The following is a 24,972-nucleotide window of genomic DNA, read 5'->3' on the forward strand; positions in this document are numbered from 1 at the left end:
CGTGCCGTTTGCTTGGCCAAATCGACAAATTGGTGGCTGATGGAAGCAATTTGTTAACCCTGATGGGGCACAAATTGGGATCGAAAGGCCTAAGCAAACGAGGTTTGACATGAGCGACCTTCTCCCTCGCCGCAAGGCTCTGACGGTCATGGCCGGTATGACCCTCTCGGCGACCGGTTTCGTTACTTCTTCCCTGGCGGTGGCGCAGGCCGAGCGCCCCGAGCAGATCTCTTCCAATGAACTCATCAATTCCGGCCACCGCTTCTTCGGCACGGTTTCCCGCGACCTTGCACTGGCGATCCAGAAGGCGGTCTCGCGCTGGGGCGAGCCGAACGGCTATGTCCTCGGCCAGGAAGGCTCCGGCGCCTTCATCGGGGGCCTGCGTTATGGCGAAGGCACGCTGTTCACCCGCAATGTGGGTGACCGCAAGGTGTATTGGCAGGGGCCGTCCGTGGGCTGGGATTTCGGCGGCGACGGCGCCCGCACGATGATGCTTGTCTACAACATGTCGCGGGTCGATGAGATTTACAGCCGCTTCCCCGGCATCGCCGGCTCGGCCTACATCGTCGGCGGCTTCGGCATGACGGCTCTGGGCGATGGAAGCATGATGGTGGTGCCGATCAAGTCGGGCGTGGGTGCCCGGCTCGGCATCAATCTGGGCTATCTGAAGTTCACGCCCTCCGCTACCTGGAACCCCTTCTGACCCTGGCCCCATTCTTTGGGATCACGGGAAGATGACGATACGTCTTAAGCACATTGTGCGTTTTGTTCCTTCATTCCGGGGGCATTGACGTATAGTGTGGCGGAATTCATCGCCGCACTGAGGTTTTACGGTGCTCGACTACGCGATCGCCTTTTTCCTGGGGGGAACCCTCGCCGGCCTGGTCGCCCTGGCCCTGGTGCCGGCGATCTGGGCGCGTGCGCGCCGGCTGATCCGCCGGGAGATGGAGAATGCGCTACCCTTGTCGATGGCGCAGGTCCAGGCGGCGCAGGATCATGTCCGCGCCCAGGCCGCGATGACCCATCGGCGCCTCGAACAGAAGCTGGATCGCGAACGCGGCCTGCGCCACGACCTCATGGCCGAACATGGACGGCAGAGCGAGCGGCTGCGCCGTGCCGAGGCCCTGCTCGGCGTCGATGCCAATCGCCTGGGGAATATCGAGGAGGGAGCCGCCTCCGCGCAGCGCGACGTGCTCACGGCCCACCAGGATCTCTCGGCTCTCAAGGCGGAACTCGCCGCCGCCCGCGTCACCATAGCCCTTCGCGACGACAAGGCCACGGAGCATGAGCGGGAACTCAATGCCGCGCGCATCAGCAATGACAGCCTGCGCGTCGAGCTGGTTGCCTTGCGCACCAAGCTGAGCGCAGCGGAGGACGGTGCCGTGCTGGGCCAGCGCGAGCTTCTGCTCGCGCTCGACGCGGTGACGGACAAGGACGACCGCCTCGCCGTCCAGGCGGTCGAACTCATGCGGCGCGAGACCGCCATCGCCGCGCTCGAAGCCCGGGCGGCTTCGCTCCACCACGAATTCCAGGTGATGGCCGATCGTCGCCAGAGTTCGGAGATCGAGCGCGCGGATCTGGAGACGCGTCTGGCCAACCTCACCGGCGACATGCGGCGCCGCGATGCCGCGCTGGCGGAACGCGACGTCCGCCTTGCCATCGCGGCCGGCCGCGAAGCGGAATTGGTGGCGGAGGTGACGCGCCTGCGCCGGGGCAACGAGCCGGGTGCCGCCGATGAGGAGATCGCGGCGCTTCGCCTGGAGCGCGCCCGCCTGCAGGCCGAGTTGGCGGCTCTTCGCGAGGAAGCACACGACTCCTGGCTGCGCATTGAGGCCGACAACCGCATGCTTCGCCGCGAAATGGCACAAATCGCTGCCGAGATCGCCCGGGATGTGGCGAGTCGTCCGGCCGTTGGCGTGGGGCCTGCCGAGCGGGTGGCGGCCAACGATCAGGACAATGCGGGCACGGGCGCTACGACCATTTCCGACAGGCATTGAGCCCGCCTTCCTGCCTCGACGGGGCGTTCGAACGCCCGGCGCGAACAATCGATCGACACAGCCAGACCCAAGGTTCCGGATACGACCATGACCACTCTGAGCCGCCCGGACCTGAGCGACATTCACCGGGGCGATTGGGTGGATCGCCGGCTGCCGACGGCATGGCGGCCCTATACGCGCCTGGCACGACTCGACCGCCCGGTGGGCATATGGCTTACGCTTTTTCCTTGCTGGGCGGCGCTCGTCCAGGCATCGCGCGGTGTGCCGGATCTTCGGGAACTGGCCCTCTTCACGCTCGGCGCCCTGCTGATGAGAAGCGCCGGTTCCACCATCAACGACATTGCGGACTGCAGGTTTGACGGTCATGTCGAGCGTACGCGCTTCCGACCCCTGGCGAGCGGACAGATCGGCGTGCCGCGAGCTCTCGTCTTTCTGGCGGTCCAGCTTGCCCTGGCTGCTTCTCTTCTCTTCTTCCTGACGCCCTACGCGCGCCTGGCCGCGCTCTGCGTTCTGCCTCTCGTCTTCGTCTACCCGTTCTGCAAGCGCTTCACATACTGGCCCCAGGCCGTTCTCGGAGCCGCCTTCAACTGGGGCATGCTGATGGCGTGGGCGGAGGTTGCCGGCCACATCCCGGTCGGCGCCGTTCTGATGTGGTGCGGGGCCGTGGCATGGCAGATCGGCTACGACACGGTGTACGCCTATGTCGACGTGAAGGACGATGCGCAACTCGGCCTGAAGTCCACGGCGCTTCTGTTCGGCCGGCACGGCAGGGCCTGCATCGGCCTGTTCTATCTCCTTGCAGTCACGGCGTGGTCGATCGGGGGCTGGATGCAGGGCATGTCGTTGCCCTACGCCATGGGAATGCTGGTGATCGCCGCGCACCTCGCCTGGCAGACCTTGCGGATCGACCTTGGCCGTCCCGAAGTGAATTTCCGTCTTTTCCTGGCGAACATTCTTACCGGAATATTGCTCACGGGCGCAGCCTTCATCGGCACGATGTGAGCGCCGGGCTGTGGGGCGACGAACGCGGACGTCTGATCCCGAGGAGATCGTCCGCCCCTTCTGCGTACGATCAGCCATGCGCTCCTGAACCCCGAAAATCGCCATCGGTGAGGGCGAGGATTGCCGGCCCCGCCGCCCTTCGCGCACCTTTGCCAAATCTCCCGGCGAAAATTTTTACGCCTGCGGGAATAAATCCGGCAGGCGTCCAGTCTGGACACTCATCGAAGGCACGCAAGCAAGTGCAGCCGCACGGCCCATGCCGCTTCGAAAGAGGAGTGAACAGGATGTTGAATGTAACGCGCCGCACGGTGCTCGGCTCTACTCTGGCAGCCGCTGCCTTCGGTCTCGCGGGAAAGCTGGAGTTCGTGGCCCCCGCCCTGGCCGACACGCCGGTCGAGCCCAGCGTCGGCTTCTACAAGTACAAGGTCGGCGATATCGAGGTGACCGCCATCTATGACGGTATCTGGCGCAAGCCGCACGACCCGGCCTTCATCAAGAACGCGTCGGTGGAAGACACCAAGGATGCGCTGGCCAAGGCCGGCCTGACGACGGATTTCATGCCCATTCCACTTACCGTGGTGGTGCTGAAGGTCAATGGCCGGCTGATCATGATGGATGCCGGTTCGGGCGTGGGCCAATGGCAGGCCAATGCGACCCACCTGCCGGCCAACATGGCTGCGGCCGGGATCGACTACAAGGCGATCGACACCATCATGATCTCGCATTTCCATCCGGACCATGTCTGGGGCCTGATGGAGAAGGGTACCAATACGCCGGTGTTCCCCAATGCCGAACTGATCGTCAACGCCACCGAATACAATTGGTGGACCGACCCCTCACGCGTCGAGAAGCTCGCCGAGGGCCGCCGCCCGGCCGGCAAGCGCATCGTCGAGAACTTCCCGAAATGGAAAAACTGGAAGCTCGTCCAGGATGGCGCCGAGGTCGCGCCGGGCATCCATATCCTGGCTGCTCCCGGCCACACGCCCGGGCACTCCGTCTATCTCATGGGCTCCGGCAATGAGCAGTTCATGGTCTCGGCGGACATCATGTATGTCCCAGCCCTGCTGGCGCCTCATCCGGAATGGCAGGGCACCTACGATCAGGACGGCCCCATGGCTATCACCACGCGGCGCAAGCTCATCGACAGGGTGATCGCCGACAACATCAGGATCTGCGGCTCGCATTTCCCCTTCCCGGGCACCGGCACCTTCGTGAAGGACGGCAACGCCTATGGGTTCACGCCGACTTCGCAGACCTGAAGGGCCATGTAGGGAGGCGCGAGAGCCTCGACGCCAGTCATCACCGGGCATGTTCCGGTGGTCCCCCAATCGCGGGCGTTTCAAGCATCCAGGCCGGATGCCCGGGCTGGACCCGGACATGACAACGCCGAAGCCTCGATGACTTTAACCATTTGAAATAATGAGAGAAAAACCATGTTGAAATATGCCATGGCGACTGCGCTCGGCTCGCTCGCCGTCTTTACCGTCGCTACGACGGTGCTTTCGATCCCCGCCTACGCCGTCGACAATATCGAATCCGCAGACGCTCCGGACCTGACCTCCGTCAAGGCCAAGATCGACGCCAAGAACTACACCGGCGCCCTCGAGGAGCTTCGCGGCCTTGCCGAGGACACCCAGCAGGCCGATGTCTACAATCTTCTCGGCTTCACGCTGCGCAAGACCGGCGACTACAAGACGGCCCTGACCTACTACACCAAGGCGCTGGAAATGCAGCCCGACCACAAGGCGGCGCATGAATATCTCGGCGAACTCTATGTCGAGACCGGCGACATGGCCAAGGCCAACGAGCAGCTGGCGACACTCGGCAAGCTGTGCCCGCAAGGGTGCGAGGAACTCGAGGACCTGCAGAAGGCCATCGCAACCAAGGTGACGAAGTGACGACTGGCGTCGCGCTTCCAAGATGAGGCGAGCGGCCGGCGAAGTGGCGATCCGCGGCCGTCATCTCCTCTCCCCCTGCGCGTCGCTTCCAGGAGCGGCGGTCCACGATCGCCGCTCCCGCCCGCGCTCCCACCTCTCATCCGGAGTTCGCCAAGATGATCGACACCATGAAGGCCTGCCTTTCCGACGCCGTTCTGCTGGCGGGCCGGCTGCTGCTCGCCCTGATATTCGTTCACGAGGGAACGACCCTGGCGACGCATTTCACCGGCACCGTGACCGCCATGGCGGCCGTAGGCATCAGCGCTCCCCTCGTCGTCTGCGTCATTGCCCTGCAGCTCGGGGCGGGCCTTGCCATCGCCTCGGGCATTCTGGCCCGCATCGGCGCCGTCCTGCTCGGCCTGTTCTGCCTCGCGACGGCGACGATGTTCCATATGGATTTCGCGAACCAGAACGAATTGCTGCACTTCGAGAAGGACCTCGCCATAGCCGGCGGCATGTTCCTGCTCGCCGTTTCAGGGCCGGGCCGGCTCTCCCTGGATCGACTGCTGCCCCTTCCTACCTATATGGCGGCCTCACGGAACAGGCCGTCCTGATGGGAGCAAGCCCTGCGGCTTCACAGCGCCGCGGCGATCCGGGCGGCCAGACGGGCATTGTTCTCCACCAGGGCGATGTTGGCGATCAGGCTGCGGCCCTCGGTGAGGGTCAGCATGCGGGAGAGCAGGAAAGGCGTCAGCGCCTTGCCCGAGACGCCTGTGGCGTCCGCCTCGTCGATGGCAGCCTCGATGGCCGGATTGATCTCGCTGGCGGCGATTTCGTCGTCGAGCGGGATGGGATTGCCCACCAGCACGCCGCCGTCGAGCTTCAGCTCGGCGCGCGCGCGGATCAGGGCGGCGATCTCCTCCGGCCTGTCGAGGCGGAGAGGGGCCGGCAGGCCGCTCTTGCGGCTCCAGAACGCCGGGAATTCGTCGGAGCCGTTGACGACCACCGGAACGCCCAGCGTCTCCAGGGTCTCCAGCGTCTTGGGCAGGTCGAGGATGGCCTTGGCGCCGGCGCAGACGACACAGACCGGTGTGCGCGCCAGTTCCTGCAAGTCCGCCGAAACGTCATAGGTCTTCTCGGCGCCGCGATGCACGCCGCCGATGCCGCCGGTAGCGAAGACGCGGATGCCGGCGCGGTCTGCGGCGATCATGGTCGCGGCCACCGTCGTCGACCCGTTCTTCTTGGTGGCGACGGCGTAGCCCAGATCGGCGCGGCTGAGCTTGAGGAACCCCTTGGCCTGCCCCATCGCCTCGAGCTGGGCATCGTCGAGCCCTGCGTGGATGACACCGTCCAGCACCGCGATGGTCGCGGGCTCCGCGCCTTCGGCCCGAACGGCGGCCTCCACCTGTCGGGCCGTCTCGACATTCTGCGGGAAGGGCATGCCGTGGGTGATGATGGTCGATTCGAGGGCAACCACCGGCTTTCCGGCCTTGAGGGCGGCGGCGACGGCGGGGGAGTGGGTGACAGCGCTCATGGGATGATCGTTTCGTTGCGTGGGGGAAGGGGCTGATATGCGCGTCCCGGCAAGGCAGGGAAGATGCGGATTGTCGTCATGTCCAGGCTGCCGCTCGCGTTTGCGCCATAGAGGATCAGCGGGGCAAGCCCCGTGATGACGACAAGTCGAGATACCACGGCCTTCTTCATCGAGCGTTGGCCAGGTCGTAGCGGGCCAGCAGGGCCTGCATGGTCAGATCGGCGCGCACGGTGTGGGGCGATTCCACCGTGAGCGCAGCGGCTGCCATGGCACGGCGCGCCGCCAGAATGAAATCGTCGCCTGCAGCGAGACGCGCCAGTGTCGCGCCCGCAAGGGCATCGCCCGCACCATTGACGTTGATGGGGCGGGAAGCAAGCGCGGGTATTTCCGTCACTGCCCCCTTGGCCCAGGCGAGCGCCCCGCGCGGGCCGAGCGTGAGCAATCCCCGGGGGACGGGACCGCGTGCCAGACGCGTGGCCAGTACCTCGGCGCTCTCCTCGCTGCCGAGCAGGGCGCGTGCTTCATAGAGATTGAGGAAGAGGATGTCGATCTTGCCAAGCAACGGCGCAAGGCGCGCAAGCTTTTGAATCGAAACAGGCACGCAGGCGAGGATCCGGTCGTTCTTGGCTCCTGCGATTGCCTCCAGGGTCGGAGGCTGGAGATTGGCATCCGCGAAGAGGAAGCCGTCACGCGCGAAAGCGGCAATGCCCTCCGTCGCGTTTCGGGGCGTGATCGTCTCGAAGATCGCCATGTCGGCGAGGCCTATGACGAGTTCGCCCTCGCCGTTGAAGATGGCTGTGTACGAGGCCGTCGCCGCCTCCGGACGCCGGCCGACAAGGCCCATGTCAATGCCGGCCTCCCGGCTGCCGGAGATGACCCGCTCGCCTTCGGCATCGTCGCCGACCTGGGAGACCAGTCCGACGGCTATGCCGAGCCGCGCCAGATTCTCCGCAACATTTCGGGCGACGCCGCCGAGGCTGGACCGCATCCGGCCGATGTTGGAGGTGTGCAGGCGCTCCTTCGCATCGACGGTCTCGCCGACACGGTCGATCACGCAGCCTCCCAGGCAGAGAACGGAACGCTCCTTCATGACTCCTCGCGGCCGACAATCCGCGCTCCCCGTGCCACAGATTCGCATTTCCAACAATGCGAGCAGAAGTAGCGCCGGATTCTTCTTGTTTTGGTGGCGGTTTGCCGCCAATAGAGGCGCAGTTTTCGGGCCATAACTGCCTCCAGCCAATCCTTTCACCCACCATCGCCACATTTTGTGCATTCTTGTCTGCCTTGTGTGGCCATCCTTCCCTTCGAGATGAGTTCATGCGCACCGCCACGCTCTATGCTGCCCTGATGATGTTCGCCGCAACCCCGGTCCTGGCCCAGAGCCAGAGCTGCGCCACCAATCCCGACGGGTTTCCGCAGTGGCTGGAAGGTGTGAAGAAGGACGCGGCCGCCCAGGGTATCGGCGCGCGCGGATTGGCGGCTCTCGACGGTGTGACCTTCGACCAGAACGTCATCTCGCACGATCGTGGCCAGAAGGTCTTCAAGCAGAGCTTCGAGGAATTTTCGGGACGCATGGTCAACGCTTTCCGCATCAGGCGCGGCCAGCAGGTCATCAAGAAATATCAGGCGGTGTTTGCCCGGGCGGAAGAGCAATATGGCGTCCAGGCGCCGATCATCGCTTCGCTCTGGGCTCTCGAAACGGATTTCGGTGCCAATATCGGCAAGTTCGACTCCATCCGTTCGCTCGCCACGCTCGCCTATGATTGCCGCCGCGCCGACAAGTTCCGTCCCGAACTCATCGACGCGCTCAAGATCGTCGATGAGGGCGATGTGCCGCTTTCGGAGATGAAGGGCGCCTGGGCTGGCGAGATCGGCCAGGTGCAGTTCCTGCCCTCCAGCTATCTGAAGCATGCGGTCGACTTCGACGGCGACGGCCGTAAGGATCTGGTGAAGAGCCAGGCAGACGTCATCGGCTCGGTCGCCAAGTTCCTCGCCGACGGCGGCTGGCAGCGCGGCGCCGGCTGGGAGCCGGGCGAGCCCAACTTCGATGCGCTGAAGTCCTGGAATGGCAGCGAGATCTACCGCAAGACCGTGGCGCTGCTCGCGACGAAGATCGCTGCGGGTCAGTAACGGTCGGTCACGTCCTCCTCGGCAGGCGCGCCCCGCCCCAGGAAGTCGCCCGGCGTCAGGGCACCCGGCGCTTTTCCACGGGAGAAGCGCCAGATCCCCCTGTTCCATGGGGAAACTGCGTGGCAAGGTTGTAAAACAATCCTGCTTCACCGGAGTTTCCCGATGCTTCGCCGCATACTTCTTGGGTTTGGTGCCGCCATTGCCTTGGCGTTCACTGTCGGATCCGCCGCGGCCGACCCGCTGCCCGATCTCAAGGGCCGCACCATCGTCGCCGTGACCGAGAACGCCTATTTTCCGCTGAACTTCACCGACCCGAAGAGCGGCAACGGCATCGGTTGGGAATATGATGCCGTCAACGAGATCGGCAAGCGCCTCAACGCCAAAATCGACTGGAAGACCTCGTCCTGGGACGCGATGATCCAGGCCGTGCAGGGCGGTCAGTTCGATATCGGCATGGATGGCATCTCCATCACCGACGAGCGCAAGAAGCAGGTGGCCTTCTCCGATCCCTACATGGTGTCCGAGCAGTTCATGCTGGTGCGCAAGGACGAAAGCCGCTTTACCGACGCCAAGAGCTTTGCGGCCGACGACAAGCTGCTGGTGGGCGCCCAATCCGGCACCACCAACTACTTCGTCTCGGTGTCGGACCTGCTCGGCGGCAACGACAAGAGCCCGCGCATGAAGCTGTTCGAAACCTTCGGCGCGTCGGTTCAGGCCTTGAAGGCGGGTGACGTCGATACGGTCCTGATGGACAAGGCCGGCGCCGAGGGCAACATCGCGGCCTCGCCCGACAGCTTCAAGATCATCGGCAACGGCCTCGGCCATGACGAGTTCGGTTTCATCTTCAAGCAGGGCTCGGATCTCGTGGCGCCCGTCAACGCCGCCTTGGCGGCGATGAAGGCCGACGGCATGCTCGATGCACTCAGCAAGAAGTGGTTCTACGAATATCAAGCCGCGAAGTGATTGGAGGGGCCGTCTCCGACCGCCATCTTCTCGCTGGCAAGCGCATCGTTCCAAGAATGGCGGTCGGAGATCGCCACTCCGTTCCCTGCGCCGGTGCATTCGATGTCGGCGTCTTGGACGGGACATCCAGTTTTCCGGGATATCCCGCTCATCATGAACGCATCGTCTCCCCCCGCGAGCCAACATAGCCCCCCGCCGCCGCCGTCCCGGTTCAGCCGCATTCCATGGTGGCTGGTGATCCTCTGCCTGCTCGGCCTCGCGTTGGTCGCGCTCGGGCTCGCAGACGAACAGTACCGCACCATCTTCACGGTGGTGGGTTCGGGACTCACCGTCACCATCCGTGTGACGATCATCGCCTTCGCGGCCTCGCTCCTGCTGGGCACCGTTCTCGCGCTCGGGCTGGTTTCCACCTCTCGCTGGGTCGCGGAGGGCCTGAAGGCCTATGTCGAGATCATGCGCGGCGTGCCGATGATCGTGCTGCTCTACTACATTGCCTTCGCCATCGGTCCGGCGCTGATAGACGGCTATGCCTCGCTGTTTCGCGCCGCCATCGCGGCCGGCCTCATGCCGCAGATCACCATTCGCGACTTCAGCTTCGAGTGGCGGGCCATCTTCGCGCTGACGCTCGCCTATTCGGCCTTCATCGCCGAGATCATGCGCGGCGGCATCCAGTCGATCCACATCGGCCAGTGGGAGGCGGCGCAGGCACTGGGCCTCAGCCGTTTCAAGACGTTGCGCCTGGTCATCCTGCCCCAGGCCTTCAAGACGATGACGCCGCCGCTCGGCAACGACCTCGTCTCGATGCTGAAGGATTCGTCGCTGGTTTCGGTGCTGGGCATCGCGGACATCACCCAGAACGGCAAGACCTACACTGCCTCGACCTTCCTCTTCTTCCAGACCTACACGGTAGTGGCCTTCTTCTATCTCGTCATGACCATCGGCCTCACGCTGCTGGTGCGACGGCTGGAGAGACGGATGAAGCGGAACGAGGAGAGAAGGGACTAGCCTCAGGGCGGAGCCCTCCCGGGACCGCAGGCGTCCCGCCGGCGGTCCCAGGGCGCGTTCGACCTTTGGGCTTGGGGACTACTCCAGCACCGGCCGCATGAAGCTGCGCTCGTAGCTCAGGATGCTGCGGTTGCGCTTTTCCATCTCCAATGCGGCCTGGCATTCGGCATCCTCCGGGATGCGCTTGCGATAAGCTTCGTAATCCGTGAGGCTCGGAAAACTGAAAAGGGCGTAGGCGATGTTGCTTGCGCCTTCATGGGGCAGGAAATAGCCGTGATGGGTGCCGCCCATGCGGTTTACGAGGGGGATCCAGATGCGCGCATGCTCCTCGAACTCGGCGAGCTTGTAGGGGTCGATGACATATTTCAGGTAGCAGGTGATCACGGGCGAATCCTTCTCGCTGAAAGCCTGGACGGCGGCTCATCGCATGCCTCGGCCTTGCCCGCCAATGGCGGAAATGGCATGCTGCATCAAGATCATGCCAAATCCTGTTCCTCCCGGTGGCCCGCTGGTGGCCGTGCTCGTCTATGACGGCCTCTGCACTTTCGAGTTCGGAGTTGCCTATGAGGTGTTCGGCCTGCCGCGTCCGGAGATCGGCGAAGGCTGGTATCGCTATGTCACCGCCGCCATAGAGCCGGGGCCGCTCTGCGCCGCCGGTGGGCTGATGGTCGGCGCGAGTGCGGGCCTCGAAGTACTGGCGCAGGCCGATCTCATCGTCGTGCCCGGCTGGCGTGGCATCGATGCGCCGGTGCCGGCGGAACTCTTAGCCCATCTCCAGGCCGCGCACGCGCGGGGTGCCCGCGTCATGTCGCTGTGCTCGGGCATCGCCGTGCTGGCCGCCTGCGGCTTCCTCGACGGCCGCGCCGCGACCACGCATTGGCGCTATGCCGAGGCGATCGGCGCCCGCTATCCTGCCATCCGGCTCGATCCCGACCGGCTCTATGTCGATCTTGGCGACGTCCTGACCGCGGCGGGCAGCGCGGCCGGCATCGATCTCTGCCTTCATGTCGTGCGGCGCGACTTCGGCCCCGACATCGCCAATGCCGTGGCGCGCCGGCTCGTGGTGCCACCCCATCGCGACGGCGGCCAGGCCCAGTTCATCGAACGCCCGATGCCGAGGGAGCGCGAGGCGGCTCGCCTCGGCCCGCTGATCGACTGGATGCGGCAGAATCTGGGACAGCCGCATCGTATCGAGACCATAGCGGCCCGCTCGGGCATGAGCCAGCGCACCTTCCAGCGCCGTTTCGAGGAGACGACGGGCCTGCCCCCCGGCGAGTGGCTGGTGGTCGAGCGCCTGCGCCTCGCCAGGGAACAGCTGGAGCGCAATCGCGACGTTACGCTGGACGACGTCGCCGCGGAGTGCGGCTTCGGTTCGCTTGAAACCATGCGCCATCATTTCCGCAAGCGCATGGGGGTGAGCCCGGCGGCATACCGGGCACGCTTCCTGGGACCGCAGGCCTCTCGCCCGCTGTCGAGCCGCGCGGTGGCGTAGGCCGCCCCGGAAGAGCAGGCAAGGATGCCAGCGGTCCCTGGGACGTCGTGCTGCCGGCGTTATATCCTCAATCCCGTCTCGCCATCATAGAGGTGGATCGCCTCCGGCTGGATCGCCACGCCGATCGCGTCGCCGGGATTGAGCGGACGCTTGTCGCTGACCGAGATCGCAAACGGCGTGCCCTTGAGGTCGGCCTGCACGATGCGGCCTGAACCGAGTTCCTCCACGAAGTCGACCGTCGCGGCGAGCGCACCCGGCGTGCCCGTCTCCACGATTGCGGTCTCCTCCGGGCGCACGCCCAGCGTCACCTTGCGGCCGACCTTCTCCGCCACGCCGAGGATCGGCACCGGGATGCGTGCGTGGCTGCCCTGCGAGAAGACACCGCCGCTTTCGATCGTGCCGTCGAGGAGATTCATCGGCGGGGAACCGATGAAGCCGGCGACGAAGCGGGTGGCCGGCTTCGAATAGACCTCGGCCGGCGTGCCGACCTGTTCGATATGGCCCTTGTTGATGACCACCAGGCGGTCCGCCAGCGTCATCGCCTCCACCTGGTCGTGTGTAACGAAGATCGAGGTGGTCTTCAGGCGCTGGTGCAGCCGGCGAAGTTCGGCGCGCATCTGCACTCGCAGGCGCGCATCGAGATTGGAGAGCGGCTCGTCGAACAGGAAGACCTTGGGCTCGCGTATCATGGCGCGGCCCATGGCGACGCGCTGGCGCTGGCCGCCCGAGAGAGCGGCGGGACGGCGGTCGAGATAGTCGCTGAGGCCCAGGGGTTCCGCGATCTTGCGGATGCGCTCCATGCGCTCGGCCTTCCTGATGCCGGCGACCTTGAGGCTGTAGCCGATATTCTCGGCCACGCTCATATGCGGGTAGAGCGCGTAGTTCTGGAATACCATGGCGCAGCCGCGTTCGCGCGGCTCCAGCTTGTTCACCACCTTGCCGGAGATCGAGATCTCGCCGGAGGTGATCGCCTCCAGTCCCGCCACCATGCGCAGCAAAGTCGACTTGCCGCAGCCCGAGGGACCCAGGATCACGATGAACTCGCCGTCATGGATGTCGAGGTCGACGCCATGCACGATCTCATTGCGGCCATAGCTCTTGCGGACCTTGCGGATGGTAATTTCGGCCATTGCCGTTGTCTCTCCGGATTACTTCTCGGTGGCGACCAGGCCACGCACGAAGAAGCGCTGCATGAGGATCACGAGGATGAGGGGCGGCAGCATCACGATCAGGGTGCCCGCCATGGCCAGGTGCCATTCGGGGATGCCGTTCTGGCCCGGTATCAGCGCATGCAGGCCCACGGCCGAGACCATGTGCGAAGGGTCGGTCGTGACGAGCAAGGGCCACAGATACTGGTTCCAGCCCCAGACGAACATGATGGTGAACAGCGCCGCCATGTTGTTGCGGGAGAGCGGCAGCAGCACGTCCCAGAAGAAGCGCAGTGCGCCGGCGCCGTCCATCTTGGCGGCCTCCACCAGTTCCTCGGGTAGCGTCATGAAGTGCTGGCGGTACAGGAACGTGCCGGTGGCGGTGGCGACAAAGGGCAGGATCAGGCCGGGATAGGAGTTGAGCAGGTTCCACTGCAGGTCCACCGTCGTGCCGGTCAGCATCGCTATCGCGGAAGTGATGCCGAGGCCGTCGAGGATGGCCTGGTAGGGCGAGAGCGCATTTGTGGCGACCGCATAGGTCGGCACGATGCGCACTTCGAGCGGCAGCATCAAAGTGATGAAGATTGCCCAGAAGATAACCGTGCGCCCGCGATAGCCGAAATAGACCAGCGAGTAGGCGGAGATCGCCGAGATGATCACCTTGCCGAAGGCCAGGCCCGCGGCGAAGATCGTGCTGTTGATGAGGAGTGTGCCGAGATCAGCACGGTTCCAGGCCTCCTGCACATTGGCGATGAAGTCCCGGCCGGGCCAGAGCGGCATCGGCACCAGGTTGACTTCCCGCAGCGAATGGGTAGCGGCGATCGTCACGATGAAGAAGGGCAGCAGCGTGATGACGGCGCCGATCAGAAGCAGCACATGCGTGATGATGTCGAGGATCGGGGTGCGTTCGACCATGGCGTCCTCCTATCGGTAGTGCACGCGCCGTTCCAGGAAGCGGAACTGCACGATTGTGAGGCCGATGACGAGCAGCATGAGCACGATGGACTGCGCGGCGGCGCCGGAATAGTCGAGGCCCTTGAAGCCGTCGAAATAGATCTTGTAGACCATCAGTTCGGTGGCGCGGGCCGGCCCACCCGAGGTCATGATGTCGACGATGCCGAAGCTGTCCTGGAAACTGTCGGTGATGTTGATGACCAGCAGGAAGAAGAGCGTGGGCGTCAGCAGCGGGATCTGGATGTCGAAGGCCCGGCGCAGCCAGCCGGCACCGTCCATGGCCGCTGCCTCGATCTGCGAGCGCGGGATCGCCTGCAGCGCCGAGAGCATGAAGATGAAGTTGTAGCCCACATATTTCCAGGAGAAGGCGAAGATCACCGCGGCCATGGCATCATAGCCGTTGATGGTGGGGTTCCAGATACCGGGCCAGATCTGGTTGACGAAGGCGATCATGCCGGCGTCGGAGCCGAGCATGAACCGGAAGGCGAGGCCGATCGCGGGCGCGGAGATGGCGTAGGGCCACACGAACATGGAGCGATAGAGGCGGTTGCCGGAGAGTTCGCGGTCCACCAGGAGCGCGAGGCCGAGCGCCGAACCCATGGCGAGCCCGGTCGAGATGAAGGCGAAGGCCAGGCTGCGTACCACCGACTGCCAGTAGACGGCGTCGGAGAAGAGGGCCTGGAAATTTGCAAAGCCCACCCATTCATTGCCGCCGCCCCAAGGGCGCTGCAGGGTGAAGGCCCAGTAGAGGGCCTGGCTCGCGGGCCAGTAGAAGAAGGTGAAGATCAGGAAGAGCTGCGGCAGGATGAAGGCGATGCCGAGCCATTTGTTCGTGAAGATCGCGCGCTTTTCCATGCATCCACCCCAGGGAATGGCTGGCGGTCTTCAGACCGGCACACCGAAGGCCCCGCCTACTGACAAAGGCCGGGGACTGATCCCCGGCCTCATGTTCGTCAATCGTGCTGCGAAAGGATCAGGGTAGTTCCTTGCCCTTGTAGGTCGCTTGGAAGCGGCGCAGCACGGTATTGCCGCGGGAGGCAGCATCATCGAGGGCCTGCTGGACCTCGGCCTGGTTGGAGAAGATCGCCTGCAGGGCGTTGGCCACTTCCGCGCGGATCTGCGGCATGCCGCCGAGGCGCAGGCCGCGCGTGATCGGCGTCGGCTCCGAGGCTGTCAGCGAGGCGATGGCGACTTCGCGGCCCTTGTAGGGCGCCTTGTCGTAGAAACCGTTCTTGACCATGAAGTCGTAGCCGGTCTTGGTCACCGGGATATAGCCGGTGTTGGAGGACCACCAGAGCGCCTGCTCGGGCTGGGCGATGAAGTTCAGGAAGGCCGCGGCGCCCTTGTATTCGGCGGGCGACTTACCCTGCAGGACCCAGAGCGAGGCACCGCCGACCAGCGAATTCTTGCGGTCGGTACCGGCATAGACCGGCAGTTCCGCCACCGACCAGTGCATGTCGGGCGAAGCGGTGCGGGAGATGGTGCCGTGGTCGCCGACCGAGGTCAGCGTCATCTGGCACTTGCCGTTGGCGAAAGCGGTGATGTAGTCCTCGCCGGCCTGCTTGGACTTGAGCTTCACCAGGCCCTGATCATACCACTTCTTCAGGTCGGTCACGTACTGGACGAACTTGCCCTTGTTGAAGACCAGCTCCGCGTCGAGGCCGTCATAGCCGTTGTTCTCGCTGGCGATGGGCTGGTTGTGGATGGCGGAGAACTGCTCGAGGAGCTGCCAGACCTCGTCGGCGCTGATGTCGATGCCCAGCGGGCAGTCGTAGCCCGCTTTCTTCAGGGCGTCCATGTCAGCGGCGACTTCTTCCCAGGTCTTGGGAGCGGCATCCTTGCCGATCTTCTTGAAGGCATCCTGGTTCCAGTAGAGCAGGGCGGTCGAGGAGTTGAAGGGCATCGAGTACATGTCACCCTTCGAGGTGGCATAATAGGCCCGGATGCCGGCAAAATAGTTGCTCCAGTCGACCTTGTAGCCGTTCTCGTCCATCAGCTTGTTGACGGGGTAGTAAGCGCCGGAGAGCATCAGGTCGAGCGTACCGATGTCGAAGACCTGGACGATGGTCGGCTGCTTGTTGGCACGGAAGGCGGCGATGGTGTTCTGCAGCGCGTTCGCGTAGCCGTTCTGGCTGGTGCAGACCACCTCATAGTCCGACTGGGAGTCGTTGAAGTGCTGGCAGACGTCCTGGACGCGCTTGGCGATGTCGCCGGAGTTGCCGAACCAGAAATCGAACTTCGTCTTGTCCGCCAGGGCGCCGCCGGCAGTCGCCGCCAGCATCATCACGCCGCCGGCGACGCTCGCCAGATTTCGCAGGTTCGCCAGTTTGCCAAGAATAGACATCGCTCGTCCTCTCCGAGCAGCACGAATGTGCCGCAATCAGAAGGACGCTCGTAGTCAGACTCTATGACAGTTTATAAACAAAGCTGGAAAAGACTTCGGCCAGCAAGGTTCTGCCAAAATATTGATTAGCCGGCGAACTTGAGCACCGATTCGAGGAGGCCCGGGAATTTCCTTTCGATTTCAGGCCGCAATGCCACGAAGCAGCGCGTTCCTTCCTTGCGATGGACCACGACGCCCGCCTCGCGCAGCTGCTTGATGTGGTGGCTGAGCGTGGAATTGGCGACGTCGCAGGCAAAATCCGTCGAGCCCTTTTCGCCCTCCGCCACCAGCGCCGAAACGATGCTCAGCCGTACCGGGTCGCCCAGCGCGGCCAGCACGCCGATCAGGCTGATCTCATTCACATCGGGGTGAGGGTGTTGCTTCACGCGCCTGCTCGCCTATATTCGATGATTATCGAACTTTGAAACTCTAATGCCGGGCCGCTCCGATTGCCAGTCAGGTCTGTGTGAGCCGGGTGTACGGATTTCGTGTCGATCAACACTCGATAAGGTTTATTGACGATGCCGACTTTGCTTGATCCGCTCCGCGTCGGAGCTCTCGACCTGCCCAACCGCGTCATCATGGCGCCCCTCACGCGCACGCGTGCCAGCGAGGGCCGCGTGCCCAACGGTCTGATGCGCGATTACTATGTGCAGCGCGCTTCCGCGGGCCTGATCCTTACCGAGGCGACATCCGTCACGCCCATGGGCGTCGGCTATCCCGACACCCCCGGGATCTGGTCGAAGGAGCAGGTCGCGGGCTGGAAGGAAATCACAAAGGCCGTGCATGCCGCCGGCGGCCGGATCGTCCTGCAGCTCTGGCATGTGGGCCGCATCTCTGATCCGGTCTATCTCGACGGCGCGCTCCCCGTCGCTCCCAGCGCCATCGCCCCCAAGGGCCATGTGAGCCTCGTCCGCCCCGAGAAGGCCTATGTCACGCCGCGGGCTCTCGAAACCAGCGAGATTCCCGGTATCGTCGAGGCCTATCGCCTGGGCGCGCTCAACGCCAAGGAAGCCGGCTTCGATGCCGTCGAGATCCACGGCGCCAACGGCTACCTTCTCGACCAGTTCCTGCAGGATTCCACCAACAAGCGCGAGGACGCCTATGGCGGCTCGATCGAGCACCGCGCCCGCCTGATGCTCGAAGTCACCGATGCGGTGATCTCGGTCTGGGGCGCTGACCGCGTCGGCATGCATCTCGCCCCGCGCGGCGATTCCCATTCCATGGGCGACAGCGATGCGCCGGCCCTGTTCGGTTATGTGGCGAAGGAACTCGACAAGCGCGGCGTCGCCTTCATCTGCACCCGCGAATATCTCGACGGCACCAGCATCGCCCCAACGATCCGCAAGAACTTCAAGGGCGTCTTCATCGCCAATGAGAAGCATACGCCCGAGAGCGCCGAGGCGCTGGTGGAGCAGGGCGGTGCCGACGCGGTTGCCTTCGGCAAGCTCTTCATTGCCAATCCAGACCTGCCGGCCCGCATCGCGGCCAAGGCCGAACTGAATGCCTGGAATGCCGCCACCTTCTACGCGAAGGGCGCGGAGGGCTACACGGACTATCCGGCCCTGGAAAATGAGCCGGCGTAAGCTTCCCGGGTAGGCGGGCTTCCGCTCAGCCCGGCGAAACGACGAAGTCGAGGAGAAAGGGTGCAGCCATATCGGCCGCACCTTTTTTCTGTTCGGGGCCGCCGCAGGGGTTGAAAAGGCGCGGACGCTGGGACCGCGGACGTCCGCGCTCCTCGCCTACTTCGCCCTCTTGACATCCTTGATGTCGGCGAAGGCGATGGCCGGCGCCCGTTCGCTCTGGTAGCGCAGGTCGAAGGCCGACTTCGCCATGAACACGGGATCGCCGTCGAGATCGTCGGCGATCGAGAAGTTGTGCGAGGAGACGAAGCCGTCGAGTTCCTGCCTCGTCGGCGCCGAGATCCAGCGGGCGAGCGCGAATTCGGAAGGCTCGAACCGGATCTCCAGGCCGTATTCGGCATCGAGCCGGTTCTGCAGCACATCGAGCTGCAGCGCGCCGACCACGCCGACCAGGGCCGGCGAGCCGTCGCGCGGGCGGAACACCTGCACCACGCCTTCCTCCGCGAGGTCCTGGAGGGCGTCCTTGAGCTTCTTGGCCTTCATGGCGTCGGGCAGGCGTACGCGGCGCAGGATTTCCGGCGCGAAGCTCGGCACGCCCAGGAAGGCGATGTCCTCGCGTTCGGTGAGCGTGTCCCCTATGCGCAGCGCGCCGTGGTTGGGGATGCCCACCACGTCGCCCGCATAAGCCTCCTCGGCGAGGGCTCTGTCCTGCGCGAAGAAGAACTGCGGCGCGTTGAGGCTCATGGACTTGCCCGTGCGCACCTGCTTCACCTTCATGCCGCGGGTGAGCTTGCCCGAGCACAGGCGCACGAAGGCGATGCGGTCGCGATGGTTCGGATCCATGTTGGCCTGGATCTTGAAGACGAAGGCCGAGAGATTGTTCTCGGTGGCTTCCACCATGCGGGTGGCGGCCTCCTGGTCGCGCGGCTGGGGCGCGTAGTCGCCGAGGCCCTGGAGCAGGTCTCCCACGCCGAAATTCTTGATGGCCGAGCCGAAGAACACGGGCGTCATATGGCCTTCGCGGAAAGCCTTGAGATCGAAGCTGCCGCAGGCTTCCTGCACCAGCGCGATCTCCTCGGAGGCCGCCTCGGCATCGATGGCGGGCACCGCCTTGGCCAGCGCCTCGGCATCGCCGGCTTCCACCGGAATCGGCGCGATGTCCTTGTCGAGCAGGCGGACATGGCTGGCGGCGAGGTCGTAGGTGCCGGCGAAATCACGCCCGCGCCCGAGCGGCCAGGTCATCGGCACGGTCGAAAGGGCAAGCGTCTTCTCGATCTCGTCGAGCAGCTCGAAGGGATCGCGGCCCTCGCGGTCCATCTTGTTGATGAAGGTGACGATGGGAATGTCGCGCAGGCGGCAGACCTCGAACAGCTTCCTGGTGCGCGCCTCGATGCCCTTGGCCGCGTCGATCACCATCACGGCCGAATCGACCGCGGTGAGCGTGCGGTAGGTGTCTTCCGAGAAGTCCTCGTGGCCCGGCGTGTCGAGCAGGTTGAAGACCAGTCCCTGATATTCGAAGGTCATCACGGAGGTGACGACCGAGATGCCGCGCTCGCGCTCGATCGACATCCAGTCGGAGCGCGTGTTGCGTTTCTCGGCCTTGGCCTTGACCTGCCCCGCGAGCTGAATCGCTCCGCCGAACAGCAGGAGCTTTTCGGTGAGCGTGGTCTTGCCGGCGTCCGGGTGGGAAATGATGGCGAAGGTGCGCCGCCGCTCGACTTCACGTTCCAGCGGGGTGAGGTTGGAGGTATGCGACAGATCGTTCAAGGCGAAACCGTTCAAAAAGGCACAAAGGCCTGGAGAGTTTTAGGATTTGGCGCGCTTTTGACACGAAACGCCGCGCGCGTCACCCAGGGATTTGGGGTTGGCCCTGTGGATGAAAAAGAGGAAATGAAATTTTCTGGTATTTGCCTGTTGCAATCCTCACCGGGCTTTGGCATAGAGCGGCCTCGCCGACGGCACTGACGTCAGCGGCCCACGGATGCGGGTGTAGCTCAGGGGTAGAGCACAACCTTGCCAAGGTTGGGGTCGAGGGTTCGAATCCCTTCGCCCGCTCCATTCTCCCTCGCAGGAGAATTTAGGGTTTATGAGAAGGCCGCCGCAAGGCGGCTTTTCTCGTTTGTGGCATAGGTCATCGACAGGTATCTGCGGCGGTCGAGCCTTCCGATGCCCAGCGTCGAATCGGGACCGAGGCGGAATGCGTGGGCCGGGATCGAGCTTCAAGGGAGCCGGGTCTGCCTGCGCTTCCGGGGCCGCAGATTTGTAAGCGGGTCATGAAAAGTCCGTGGACCCCTCAGCCTTGCGCGAGGATGTCGGACGACGCGGCCCACACGGGTCCCCAGGGCAGGCAGGTACAGTCAGGCGCGGCACGCCATGCGGATCTGCTCAATCCATTGCGAAATCGCACCGCGTCGGCCGCGGTGCGATCGGGAAACGCCGATGGGGGCCGGCGCCTGCTTTCCAGGCACCGACCCCCGGTGAGGTGCACCAGAAAACCGCTCGTCACCACCGATAGCGCAGGCCGGCCGTGCCCTTGACGGTATAGTTGTCGCTGCCGCTATGGGATGACAGCGCCATGGCGTAGGTTGCCTCTCCATAGGCGCTCCACTTGTCGTTCCAGGCGTAGGTGCCCCCGGCCCCAACCTCGCCCCACAGCTTCTTTTCCTGCTGCGTGAAGGATACGCCCGCGACGTCCACCTTCGTGCCGTTCAGGAATTCGTAGGACAGGTTGGCGATGCCGTAGAGCTGCAGGTGGCGAGACTGCCCATCCTCGCTCTTCCAGCTTGCGAGCTTCTCGAGGCGCAGGCCGGCCCGACCCTTGAGGCTGTCGCCGTCGCCCAGTGAGACGCGGCTGCCGTAGATATCGTTGAAGCTCTGGAAATCCACATGTGTCCAGGCAAGCTGAGCCTGCGGCACGACGGCCCAGCCGGAACCGAGATCGAAGCGCTTGCCGACTTCCAGGCTGAGGACCGACGACCAGCCCTGGCTGTCGCCCCCCGCCTTGTTGGACAGGCTGCTCTGGTACCAGGTGAACTGGCCGATGGCATCGGCATAGAAGCCGTTGTTGCCCAGCCAGGTCGTATTCAGGCCGAGACCATAGCCGTCCGTGGTGATCTTGCCCCTGCGCCTGGCGCCTGAGACGAGATCCGGCGTGAGATCGACGTCGGCAACTGAGCGGCCGAACGTGGCGTAGGCGCCCAGGGTTGCCAGGCCATAGGCGTTCTCGAAGACAGCACCTTCATAGCCGGCTTGCATGAAGCCGAGTTTCTGGGTGTAGGACGTGCCTTTCTGCGGCTCGAAGGAGGAATACTGGCCGCCGACGCGCCCCCAGGCGCCCGCGCCGTAGAGGAACGGCCCGCCGTTGACATAGACACTGGACTGACCGGCATCGACCGCGCAGCGAAAGTTCCGGGATGGGTCCTTGCACCAGATCGTCTCGGGCGTCGCCCCGTTCGGCCAGATGCGGTTTCCCGTGCGCTGCTGCAGCGTGCCCAGGGTCGCCTCGGCGTAGTTGCTGAGGATCTCGGCATAGGGGAGGACCGTCTGAGTCGACGAGTTCGGCGCCGGCCCCCTTGTCCCGGACTGGTCGGAGCGGAGATACCAGTCCTGGTTGCCGGCATTGGCGCCCACCCCACCGTAGAACAGGCCGTATTCATAGGGACCGACGACGACCGCCTGGTTCAGGTGGAAGGCCGTGGCCGACGAGGTTCCGTCCACTTCGATGATCCGGATGCCGCTTTCCGTCGTGTAGGCGCCGGTGCCGCCGGCGTTGATCACCGTGACTGCCGTGCTGCCCGTGGCGTCACCGGTGATATGCAGCACATCCGTAGGCGAATCGTCGGCGCCCAGCTGGGTCCTGATCACGAGATTGCCGATACCGTCGTAGTTGCCGTTGATGGTCAGCGTGCCCATCGGGTCCCCGCTGAAGGCGGGCAGGGCATTGGCGACGGCAATCGTGCCATTGTTGGTGACATTGCCGTTGACCGTGCCGTAGCCGGCCAGGACACCGGCTTGCTCGATGGAGACATTGCCCACGATGTTGGCATCGGCATTGGCGGCGTCGCCGACGGCGAGAGTGCCTTGCTGGATATCGACGGCAATCGGCGTATTGCCAGTCGCGCCGCTGTTGGCCATCGTGCCGGTCAGCGTCCACATGCCGCTGTCTTCCTTGGTCAGCGTACTGAAGTTCCTGACCGGTCCCTGAAGCGTCGCGGTACCGCTACCGCGGAGCACCATGCTGTTCGTGCCGCCGCCGCCGTCGATCGAGCCGGTGACCGTAGACCCCGTGTAGAGGGTCATGCTGTCATCGCCGCCAGAAAAGCTGATATTGCCGATGACCGTCGCGCCGCTCTGGTTGATGAAATGGACGGCTCCGTTGCCGCTGTTGCCGATGACGGAGGAATTGCCGCCGTTGACCCCCGTCTCGATGGTGCCGTAGTTGTCGACAGTGTTTGCTGCGCCGATCGTAGAATCCTGGAACCAGATCGCTGCCGAGCCTGCCGAGTAGATCGTGCCGTAGTTGGTGATCGTATTACCGGCCCCCTCGACGTTGACGGCCTCCGCCGTGCCGGCGGAAGGACCGTTCTGGCGAATGGAGGCGCCAGCGTTTACCAGCAGCGTACCGTTGTTATTGAATTCAACGGTATCATAGCCCGTTTGATATAGTCCGCCATTGGTGCTGGCAGTTGGAGCGTTGCTTATCGAAGCCCCGTTTTGCAGCGTGATGCTGGCATTGTCTCCCAGAGAAACAGCATTTTGATTGCCGGAAACGTTGATCGAGGCATTCCCGTCGAGATTGACGGTGGTTCCCGATGGCGTGGCCGGCCCCGAGCCGATTGGGGCAACCTGGTCCGTGCCAGTGCAGTTGTACGTGTTCCCCGTTTGTATGCAGGCTGCCAGTACAGTTGTAGGTCCCAGGATACAACTCGACAAAACTGCCGTTGAAATCAGATATTTGGAAGCAACGCCTTTCATAGAGTTTCACCACCATATTAATTCAATGGCGTAAGTCTTATCGTTCAACAAAAAATTCTTATATCACGAAATGATCAAAATTTATGAGAGGTATAGCTCGAAAGTATTAGATTTTTATACGACCATTTTTGTTGCTACTTGCGCCGAACGGCTTATCCTAACGGCAGGTTATCGCAATTTCGGCGCTTCCACCGCGTCGCCAGCGTGTCTATCCATGCCCGTTCCAAGAAAAGGGTCGGGCCGATGGGCAGGATACGAAGGGCGGCAGCGCCTCAACGGCAAGAGAAGGGGCAGGAACGTTCCTTCGATTGTCGCAGCAGTCGTAAAAGAATATGCCGTTACGTTTTGTTCCGAACAGTTGGGGTCGCAAAGTCGACTCCAGACTTGGCGCGATGTCGCTTACGCAGGCCGAAGCGGGCGAAATCAATATTTCTCCCATCGATAACTACTACAGCCTTCTTCTTCTGACGCCACAACCTCGAAGGGTCACTTCGATCGCGAGCAGTCGGAAAGAAGAATTCTCCGCGCCTGCCGGAACTCTTGAAATAATACCGCCAAACGTCGATTATTTTGCGCAATGGAATGTAGCGAAGGCGAATATAATACTCGGAGCTCCAAGGAAAGAGATCGAAATTCTTGCGGAGCATGAGTTTAATAAAACGAAGATAGAGCTTCGTCCGCCGCATCCGGGTCGTCGTGATGAGGTTGCAAATCAGATTGGGCAACTCCTGATCTCTGCAATAACGGTGAGGGATGAATTCAGCGATCTATTTGTTGACAGCGTAGAGAATATATACTGGATACATCTAATAAGAACTTATTCCTCCATTCCCAATGTGCTCGAGACACCACCTGTCAGTTTGCCTCCGTACATCTGGAATAGAGTGATCGAATACATGCATGCAAACTTGGCTAACCGTGTCACTCTGCAGGAACTCGCCTCCATCTCGTCTCTGTCCCAGAGTCATTTCCGTCGGGCCTTCCAGAAGATCGCGGGCATGCCGCCGCACCAGTATCTTCTGAAGCTGCGGATCGAGGCGGCGGAGCGGCTTCTGGTCGAGACAAATCTTCCGCTTTCGTTGATCGCTCAAATGTCTGGTTTCGCCAGCCAGAGTCATGTCACCAGGGCGATGAAGCAATGGCGAGGCATTACACCCGGTCATATTCGGAAGCTGCGCCCCTAGGACCTCGTATGCCGAAGGTGCGATCGCAGGCAGGCATCGCGAGGAGGCATAGACCTATGGCTCGCGAGCGGAGGGCTGTGTCGGCAGCAAAAGCTTGCCCCTGGGACTTTGGATCGTCAGACGAAGCTCGACGGCGCTGCCTTTGGAAAGCTCGGCCCCTTCGAGGCCCAAATCGGCATAGAGCCGCCTGACGCGATCGATCCGGGGGTGCCTGATGCCGAACCCGGCGAGGCGGCAATCGCCGGGATTGTCCTGTGAAGGGTGGGCATCCGTCTTCCAGCGCATCACATGGGGAAGGGCACTGCCGAAATCGGGATCGCCCCCGACGAGGCAGTCCCATGCGATCAACCGCCCCGACGGGGTGCGGCGCTCGCCGGAGGCGACCTGCGTCGTTACTCCGTGGTCGGCCAGAATCCGCTGCGCGCCCTCCAGATCGTCTGTCGCGACAGCGAAGAGGAAAAGCAGGTAGCCATCGAGTTTCGACATCCAGGCGCCATTGTTGTCAACGAGCGGCTGGGCCGGATCCGGTCCATCGAGAGCCAGATAGAGCCCCTGTCCGAGGGAGAGAACGGCATTGCGCGTGCCCTTGCCCGGATGGCTGCCTCCGGCCTGGGCGCGGGCGCCAGTCCAGGATTCGAGATCGGCAACCGCGCGTTCGAGGGACGCGGATGCCCAGGCAAAATGATCGAGTCTCATCTAACTATTCCATGTTCGCTGGAAGGGCGGCGTGGCGCGCGTGGCTTTCG

At 63.6% G+C, this 24,972-nt stretch carries 24 protein-coding genes and 1 tRNA gene; 13 read left to right on the top strand and 12 right to left on the bottom strand.

What is annotated here, in order from left to right:
* The first annotated feature begins 109 nt into the window (after positions 1 to 109).
* From AC6H34_RS16880 to AC6H34_RS16905, 6 genes are all read left to right on the top strand, one after another.
* The gene (locus AC6H34_RS16880) at positions 110 to 703 is read left to right on the top strand and encodes a DUF1134 domain-containing protein (RefSeq protein ID WP_448148755.1); all 594 of its coding nucleotides are present in this window, start codon (positions 110 to 112) and stop codon (positions 701 to 703) included.
* A 130-nt stretch (positions 704 to 833) separates the two neighbouring features.
* On the top strand, positions 834 to 1,997 hold the full coding sequence (locus AC6H34_RS16885) for a coiled-coil domain-containing protein (protein ID WP_448148754.1): 1,164 nt from the start codon (positions 834 to 836) through the stop codon (positions 1,995 to 1,997).
* A gap of 87 nt (positions 1,998 to 2,084) precedes the next feature.
* Positions 2,085 to 2,999, top strand: coding sequence for a 4-hydroxybenzoate octaprenyltransferase (gene ubiA / locus AC6H34_RS16890; protein WP_497539496.1), 915 nt, complete (start codon positions 2,085 to 2,087; stop codon positions 2,997 to 2,999).
* A gap of 284 nt (positions 3,000 to 3,283) precedes the next feature.
* Positions 3,284 to 4,258 (top strand): MBL fold metallo-hydrolase, encoded by a 975-nt coding sequence (locus AC6H34_RS16895; RefSeq protein WP_448148752.1) that lies wholly within the window; start codon positions 3,284 to 3,286, stop codon positions 4,256 to 4,258.
* A 189-nt stretch (positions 4,259 to 4,447) separates the two neighbouring features.
* A complete protein-coding gene (locus tag AC6H34_RS16900; RefSeq protein ID WP_448151327.1) occupies positions 4,448 to 4,897 on the top strand; it encodes a tetratricopeptide repeat protein in 450 nt (149 codons plus the stop codon).
* Between the two features lie 155 nt (positions 4,898 to 5,052).
* Positions 5,053 to 5,490, top strand: a complete 438-nt coding sequence (locus AC6H34_RS16905; RefSeq protein ID WP_497539497.1) for a DoxX family protein — start codon at positions 5,053 to 5,055, stop codon at positions 5,488 to 5,490.
* A 20-nt stretch (positions 5,491 to 5,510) separates the two neighbouring features.
* Here AC6H34_RS16905 and AC6H34_RS16910 read toward each other — a convergent pair whose 3' ends face one another.
* Genes AC6H34_RS16910 through AC6H34_RS16920 form a run of 3 tightly spaced genes read right to left on the bottom strand, consistent with a single transcriptional unit; the run spans position 5,511 to position 7,500 of the window.
* Positions 5,511 to 6,410, bottom strand: coding sequence for a pseudouridine-5'-phosphate glycosidase (locus AC6H34_RS16910; protein WP_448148750.1), 900 nt, complete (start codon positions 6,408 to 6,410; stop codon positions 5,511 to 5,513).
* Positions 6,407 to 6,580, bottom strand: coding sequence for a hypothetical protein (locus AC6H34_RS16915; RefSeq protein WP_497539498.1), 174 nt, complete (start codon positions 6,578 to 6,580; stop codon positions 6,407 to 6,409). The genes AC6H34_RS16910 and AC6H34_RS16915 overlap by 4 nt, the downstream gene beginning before the upstream one ends.
* Complete coding sequence (locus tag AC6H34_RS16920; RefSeq protein WP_497539499.1) at positions 6,577 to 7,500, bottom strand: carbohydrate kinase family protein; 924 nt, start codon at positions 7,498 to 7,500, stop codon at positions 6,577 to 6,579. The genes AC6H34_RS16915 and AC6H34_RS16920 overlap by 4 nt, the downstream gene beginning before the upstream one ends.
* A 227-nt stretch (positions 7,501 to 7,727) precedes the next feature.
* Between AC6H34_RS16920 and AC6H34_RS16925 the strand changes: the two genes are divergently transcribed.
* The 3 genes from AC6H34_RS16925 (at position 7,728) to AC6H34_RS16935 (ending at position 10,508) form a co-directional block, all read left to right on the top strand.
* On the top strand, positions 7,728 to 8,540 hold the full coding sequence (locus tag AC6H34_RS16925; protein WP_497539500.1) for a lytic murein transglycosylase: 813 nt from the start codon (positions 7,728 to 7,730) through the stop codon (positions 8,538 to 8,540).
* A gap of 162 nt (positions 8,541 to 8,702) precedes the next feature.
* Entirely contained in the window at positions 8,703 to 9,503 is an 801-nt protein-coding gene (locus AC6H34_RS16930) for a transporter substrate-binding domain-containing protein (protein ID WP_497539501.1), read from the top strand.
* Positions 9,504 to 9,656: 153 nt separating this feature from the next.
* Complete coding sequence (locus AC6H34_RS16935) at positions 9,657 to 10,508, top strand: amino acid ABC transporter permease (RefSeq protein ID WP_497539502.1); 852 nt, start codon at positions 9,657 to 9,659, stop codon at positions 10,506 to 10,508.
* A gap of 78 nt (positions 10,509 to 10,586) precedes the next feature.
* On the opposite strand, the gene AC6H34_RS16940 is transcribed toward AC6H34_RS16935, so the two are convergent.
* Positions 10,587 to 10,892 (bottom strand): NIPSNAP family protein, encoded by a 306-nt coding sequence (locus AC6H34_RS16940; RefSeq protein WP_497539503.1) that lies wholly within the window; start codon positions 10,890 to 10,892, stop codon positions 10,587 to 10,589.
* Positions 10,893 to 10,965: 73 nt separating this feature from the next.
* Between AC6H34_RS16940 and ftrA the strand changes: the two genes are divergently transcribed.
* Entirely contained in the window at positions 10,966 to 12,000 is a 1,035-nt protein-coding gene (gene ftrA, locus AC6H34_RS16945; protein ID WP_497539909.1) for a transcriptional regulator FtrA, read from the top strand.
* Positions 12,001 to 12,059: 59 nt separating this feature from the next.
* Here the strand turns inward: ftrA and ugpC are convergent, their stop codons facing one another.
* The 5 genes from ugpC to AC6H34_RS16970 form a co-directional block, all read right to left on the bottom strand.
* Positions 12,060 to 13,130, bottom strand: a complete 1,071-nt coding sequence (gene ugpC / locus AC6H34_RS16950) for a sn-glycerol-3-phosphate ABC transporter ATP-binding protein UgpC (protein WP_497539504.1) — start codon at positions 13,128 to 13,130, stop codon at positions 12,060 to 12,062.
* Positions 13,131 to 13,148: 18 nt separating this feature from the next.
* Positions 13,149 to 14,063, bottom strand: coding sequence for an ABC transporter permease subunit (locus tag AC6H34_RS16955; RefSeq protein ID WP_497539505.1), 915 nt, complete (start codon positions 14,061 to 14,063; stop codon positions 13,149 to 13,151).
* Positions 14,064 to 14,072: 9 nt separating this feature from the next.
* Entirely contained in the window at positions 14,073 to 14,957 is an 885-nt protein-coding gene (locus AC6H34_RS16960) for a carbohydrate ABC transporter permease (protein ID WP_497539506.1), read from the bottom strand.
* 118 nt (positions 14,958 to 15,075) lie between these two features.
* Positions 15,076 to 16,446, bottom strand: a complete 1,371-nt coding sequence (locus tag AC6H34_RS16965) for an extracellular solute-binding protein (protein WP_448148741.1) — start codon at positions 16,444 to 16,446, stop codon at positions 15,076 to 15,078.
* Positions 16,447 to 16,571: 125 nt separating this feature from the next.
* Positions 16,572 to 16,871 carry an ArsR/SmtB family transcription factor gene (locus tag AC6H34_RS16970; protein WP_448148740.1) on the bottom strand — a complete coding sequence of 100 codons (300 nt, stop codon included), beginning with the start codon at positions 16,869 to 16,871 and terminating at the stop codon, positions 16,572 to 16,574.
* A 135-nt stretch (positions 16,872 to 17,006) separates the two neighbouring features.
* Between AC6H34_RS16970 and AC6H34_RS16975 the strand changes: the two genes are divergently transcribed.
* Positions 17,007 to 18,071: an alkene reductase gene (locus AC6H34_RS16975; protein WP_497539507.1), complete on the top strand. Its 1,065-nt coding sequence runs from the start codon at positions 17,007 to 17,009 to the stop codon at positions 18,069 to 18,071.
* Between the two features lie 156 nt (positions 18,072 to 18,227).
* Here AC6H34_RS16975 and AC6H34_RS16980 read toward each other — a convergent pair whose 3' ends face one another.
* Complete coding sequence (locus AC6H34_RS16980; protein ID WP_448148738.1) at positions 18,228 to 19,835, bottom strand: peptide chain release factor 3; 1,608 nt, start codon at positions 19,833 to 19,835, stop codon at positions 18,228 to 18,230.
* A gap of 216 nt (positions 19,836 to 20,051) precedes the next feature.
* Here AC6H34_RS16980 and AC6H34_RS16985 point away from each other — a divergent pair.
* Positions 20,052 to 20,126 (top strand) — tRNA-Gly (locus tag AC6H34_RS16985).
* A 444-nt stretch (positions 20,127 to 20,570) separates the two neighbouring features.
* On the opposite strand, the gene AC6H34_RS16990 is transcribed toward AC6H34_RS16985, so the two are convergent.
* Complete coding sequence (locus AC6H34_RS16990; RefSeq protein WP_497539508.1) at positions 20,571 to 23,042, bottom strand: autotransporter family protein; 2,472 nt, start codon at positions 23,040 to 23,042, stop codon at positions 20,571 to 20,573.
* A 392-nt stretch (positions 23,043 to 23,434) separates the two neighbouring features.
* Here AC6H34_RS16990 and AC6H34_RS16995 point away from each other — a divergent pair, with 392 nt between their 5' ends.
* Positions 23,435 to 24,226, top strand: coding sequence for a helix-turn-helix domain-containing protein (locus AC6H34_RS16995; RefSeq protein WP_497539509.1), 792 nt, complete (start codon positions 23,435 to 23,437; stop codon positions 24,224 to 24,226).
* 54 nt (positions 24,227 to 24,280) lie between these two features.
* Here the strand turns inward: AC6H34_RS16995 and AC6H34_RS17000 are convergent, their stop codons facing one another.
* The gene (locus AC6H34_RS17000) at positions 24,281 to 24,922 is read right to left on the bottom strand and encodes a VOC family protein (RefSeq protein WP_497539510.1); all 642 of its coding nucleotides are present in this window, start codon (positions 24,920 to 24,922) and stop codon (positions 24,281 to 24,283) included.
* Positions 24,923 to 24,972: the final 50 nt, after the last annotated feature.

This window comes from Labrys sp. ALF-8 (assembly GCF_059699065.1).

What these genes read in the sequence shown, in the direction of transcription:
- ftrA (WP_497539909.1), top strand. Translation starts at nt 10,966, where the DNA reads ATGGCATGCTGCATCAAGATCATGCCAAATCCTGTTCCTCCCGGTGGC.
- AC6H34_RS16965 (WP_448148741.1), bottom strand. Translation starts at nt 16,446, where the DNA reads ATGTCTATTCTTGGCAAACTGGCGAACCTGCGAAATCTGGCGAGCGTC.
- AC6H34_RS16935 (WP_497539502.1), top strand. Translation starts at nt 9,657, where the DNA reads ATGAACGCATCGTCTCCCCCCGCGAGCCAACATAGCCCCCCGCCGCCG.
- AC6H34_RS16920 (WP_497539499.1), bottom strand. Translation starts at nt 7,500, where the DNA reads ATGAAGGAGCGTTCCGTTCTCTGCCTGGGAGGCTGCGTGATCGACCGT.
- ubiA (WP_497539496.1), top strand. Translation starts at nt 2,085, where the DNA reads ATGACCACTCTGAGCCGCCCGGACCTGAGCGACATTCACCGGGGCGAT.
- AC6H34_RS17000 (WP_497539510.1), bottom strand. Translation starts at nt 24,922, where the DNA reads ATGAGACTCGATCATTTTGCCTGGGCATCCGCGTCCCTCGAACGCGCG.
- AC6H34_RS16895 (WP_448148752.1), top strand. Translation starts at nt 3,284, where the DNA reads ATGTTGAATGTAACGCGCCGCACGGTGCTCGGCTCTACTCTGGCAGCC.
- AC6H34_RS16910 (WP_448148750.1), bottom strand. Translation starts at nt 6,410, where the DNA reads ATGAGCGCTGTCACCCACTCCCCCGCCGTCGCCGCCGCCCTCAAGGCC.
- AC6H34_RS16955 (WP_497539505.1), bottom strand. Translation starts at nt 14,063, where the DNA reads ATGGTCGAACGCACCCCGATCCTCGACATCATCACGCATGTGCTGCTT.
- AC6H34_RS16900 (WP_448151327.1), top strand. Translation starts at nt 4,448, where the DNA reads ATGGCGACTGCGCTCGGCTCGCTCGCCGTCTTTACCGTCGCTACGACG.
- AC6H34_RS16880 (WP_448148755.1), top strand. Translation starts at nt 110, where the DNA reads ATGAGCGACCTTCTCCCTCGCCGCAAGGCTCTGACGGTCATGGCCGGT.
- ugpC (WP_497539504.1), bottom strand. Translation starts at nt 13,130, where the DNA reads ATGGCCGAAATTACCATCCGCAAGGTCCGCAAGAGCTATGGCCGCAAT.
- AC6H34_RS16975 (WP_497539507.1), top strand. Translation starts at nt 17,007, where the DNA reads ATGCCGACTTTGCTTGATCCGCTCCGCGTCGGAGCTCTCGACCTGCCC.
- AC6H34_RS16995 (WP_497539509.1), top strand. Translation starts at nt 23,435, where the DNA reads ATGTCGCTTACGCAGGCCGAAGCGGGCGAAATCAATATTTCTCCCATC.
- AC6H34_RS16990 (WP_497539508.1), bottom strand. Translation starts at nt 23,042, where the DNA reads ATGAAAGGCGTTGCTTCCAAATATCTGATTTCAACGGCAGTTTTGTCG.
- AC6H34_RS16930 (WP_497539501.1), top strand. Translation starts at nt 8,703, where the DNA reads ATGCTTCGCCGCATACTTCTTGGGTTTGGTGCCGCCATTGCCTTGGCG.
- AC6H34_RS16960 (WP_497539506.1), bottom strand. Translation starts at nt 14,957, where the DNA reads ATGGAAAAGCGCGCGATCTTCACGAACAAATGGCTCGGCATCGCCTTC.
- AC6H34_RS16905 (WP_497539497.1), top strand. Translation starts at nt 5,053, where the DNA reads ATGATCGACACCATGAAGGCCTGCCTTTCCGACGCCGTTCTGCTGGCG.
- AC6H34_RS16915 (WP_497539498.1), bottom strand. Translation starts at nt 6,580, where the DNA reads ATGAAGAAGGCCGTGGTATCTCGACTTGTCGTCATCACGGGGCTTGCC.
- AC6H34_RS16925 (WP_497539500.1), top strand. Translation starts at nt 7,728, where the DNA reads ATGCGCACCGCCACGCTCTATGCTGCCCTGATGATGTTCGCCGCAACC.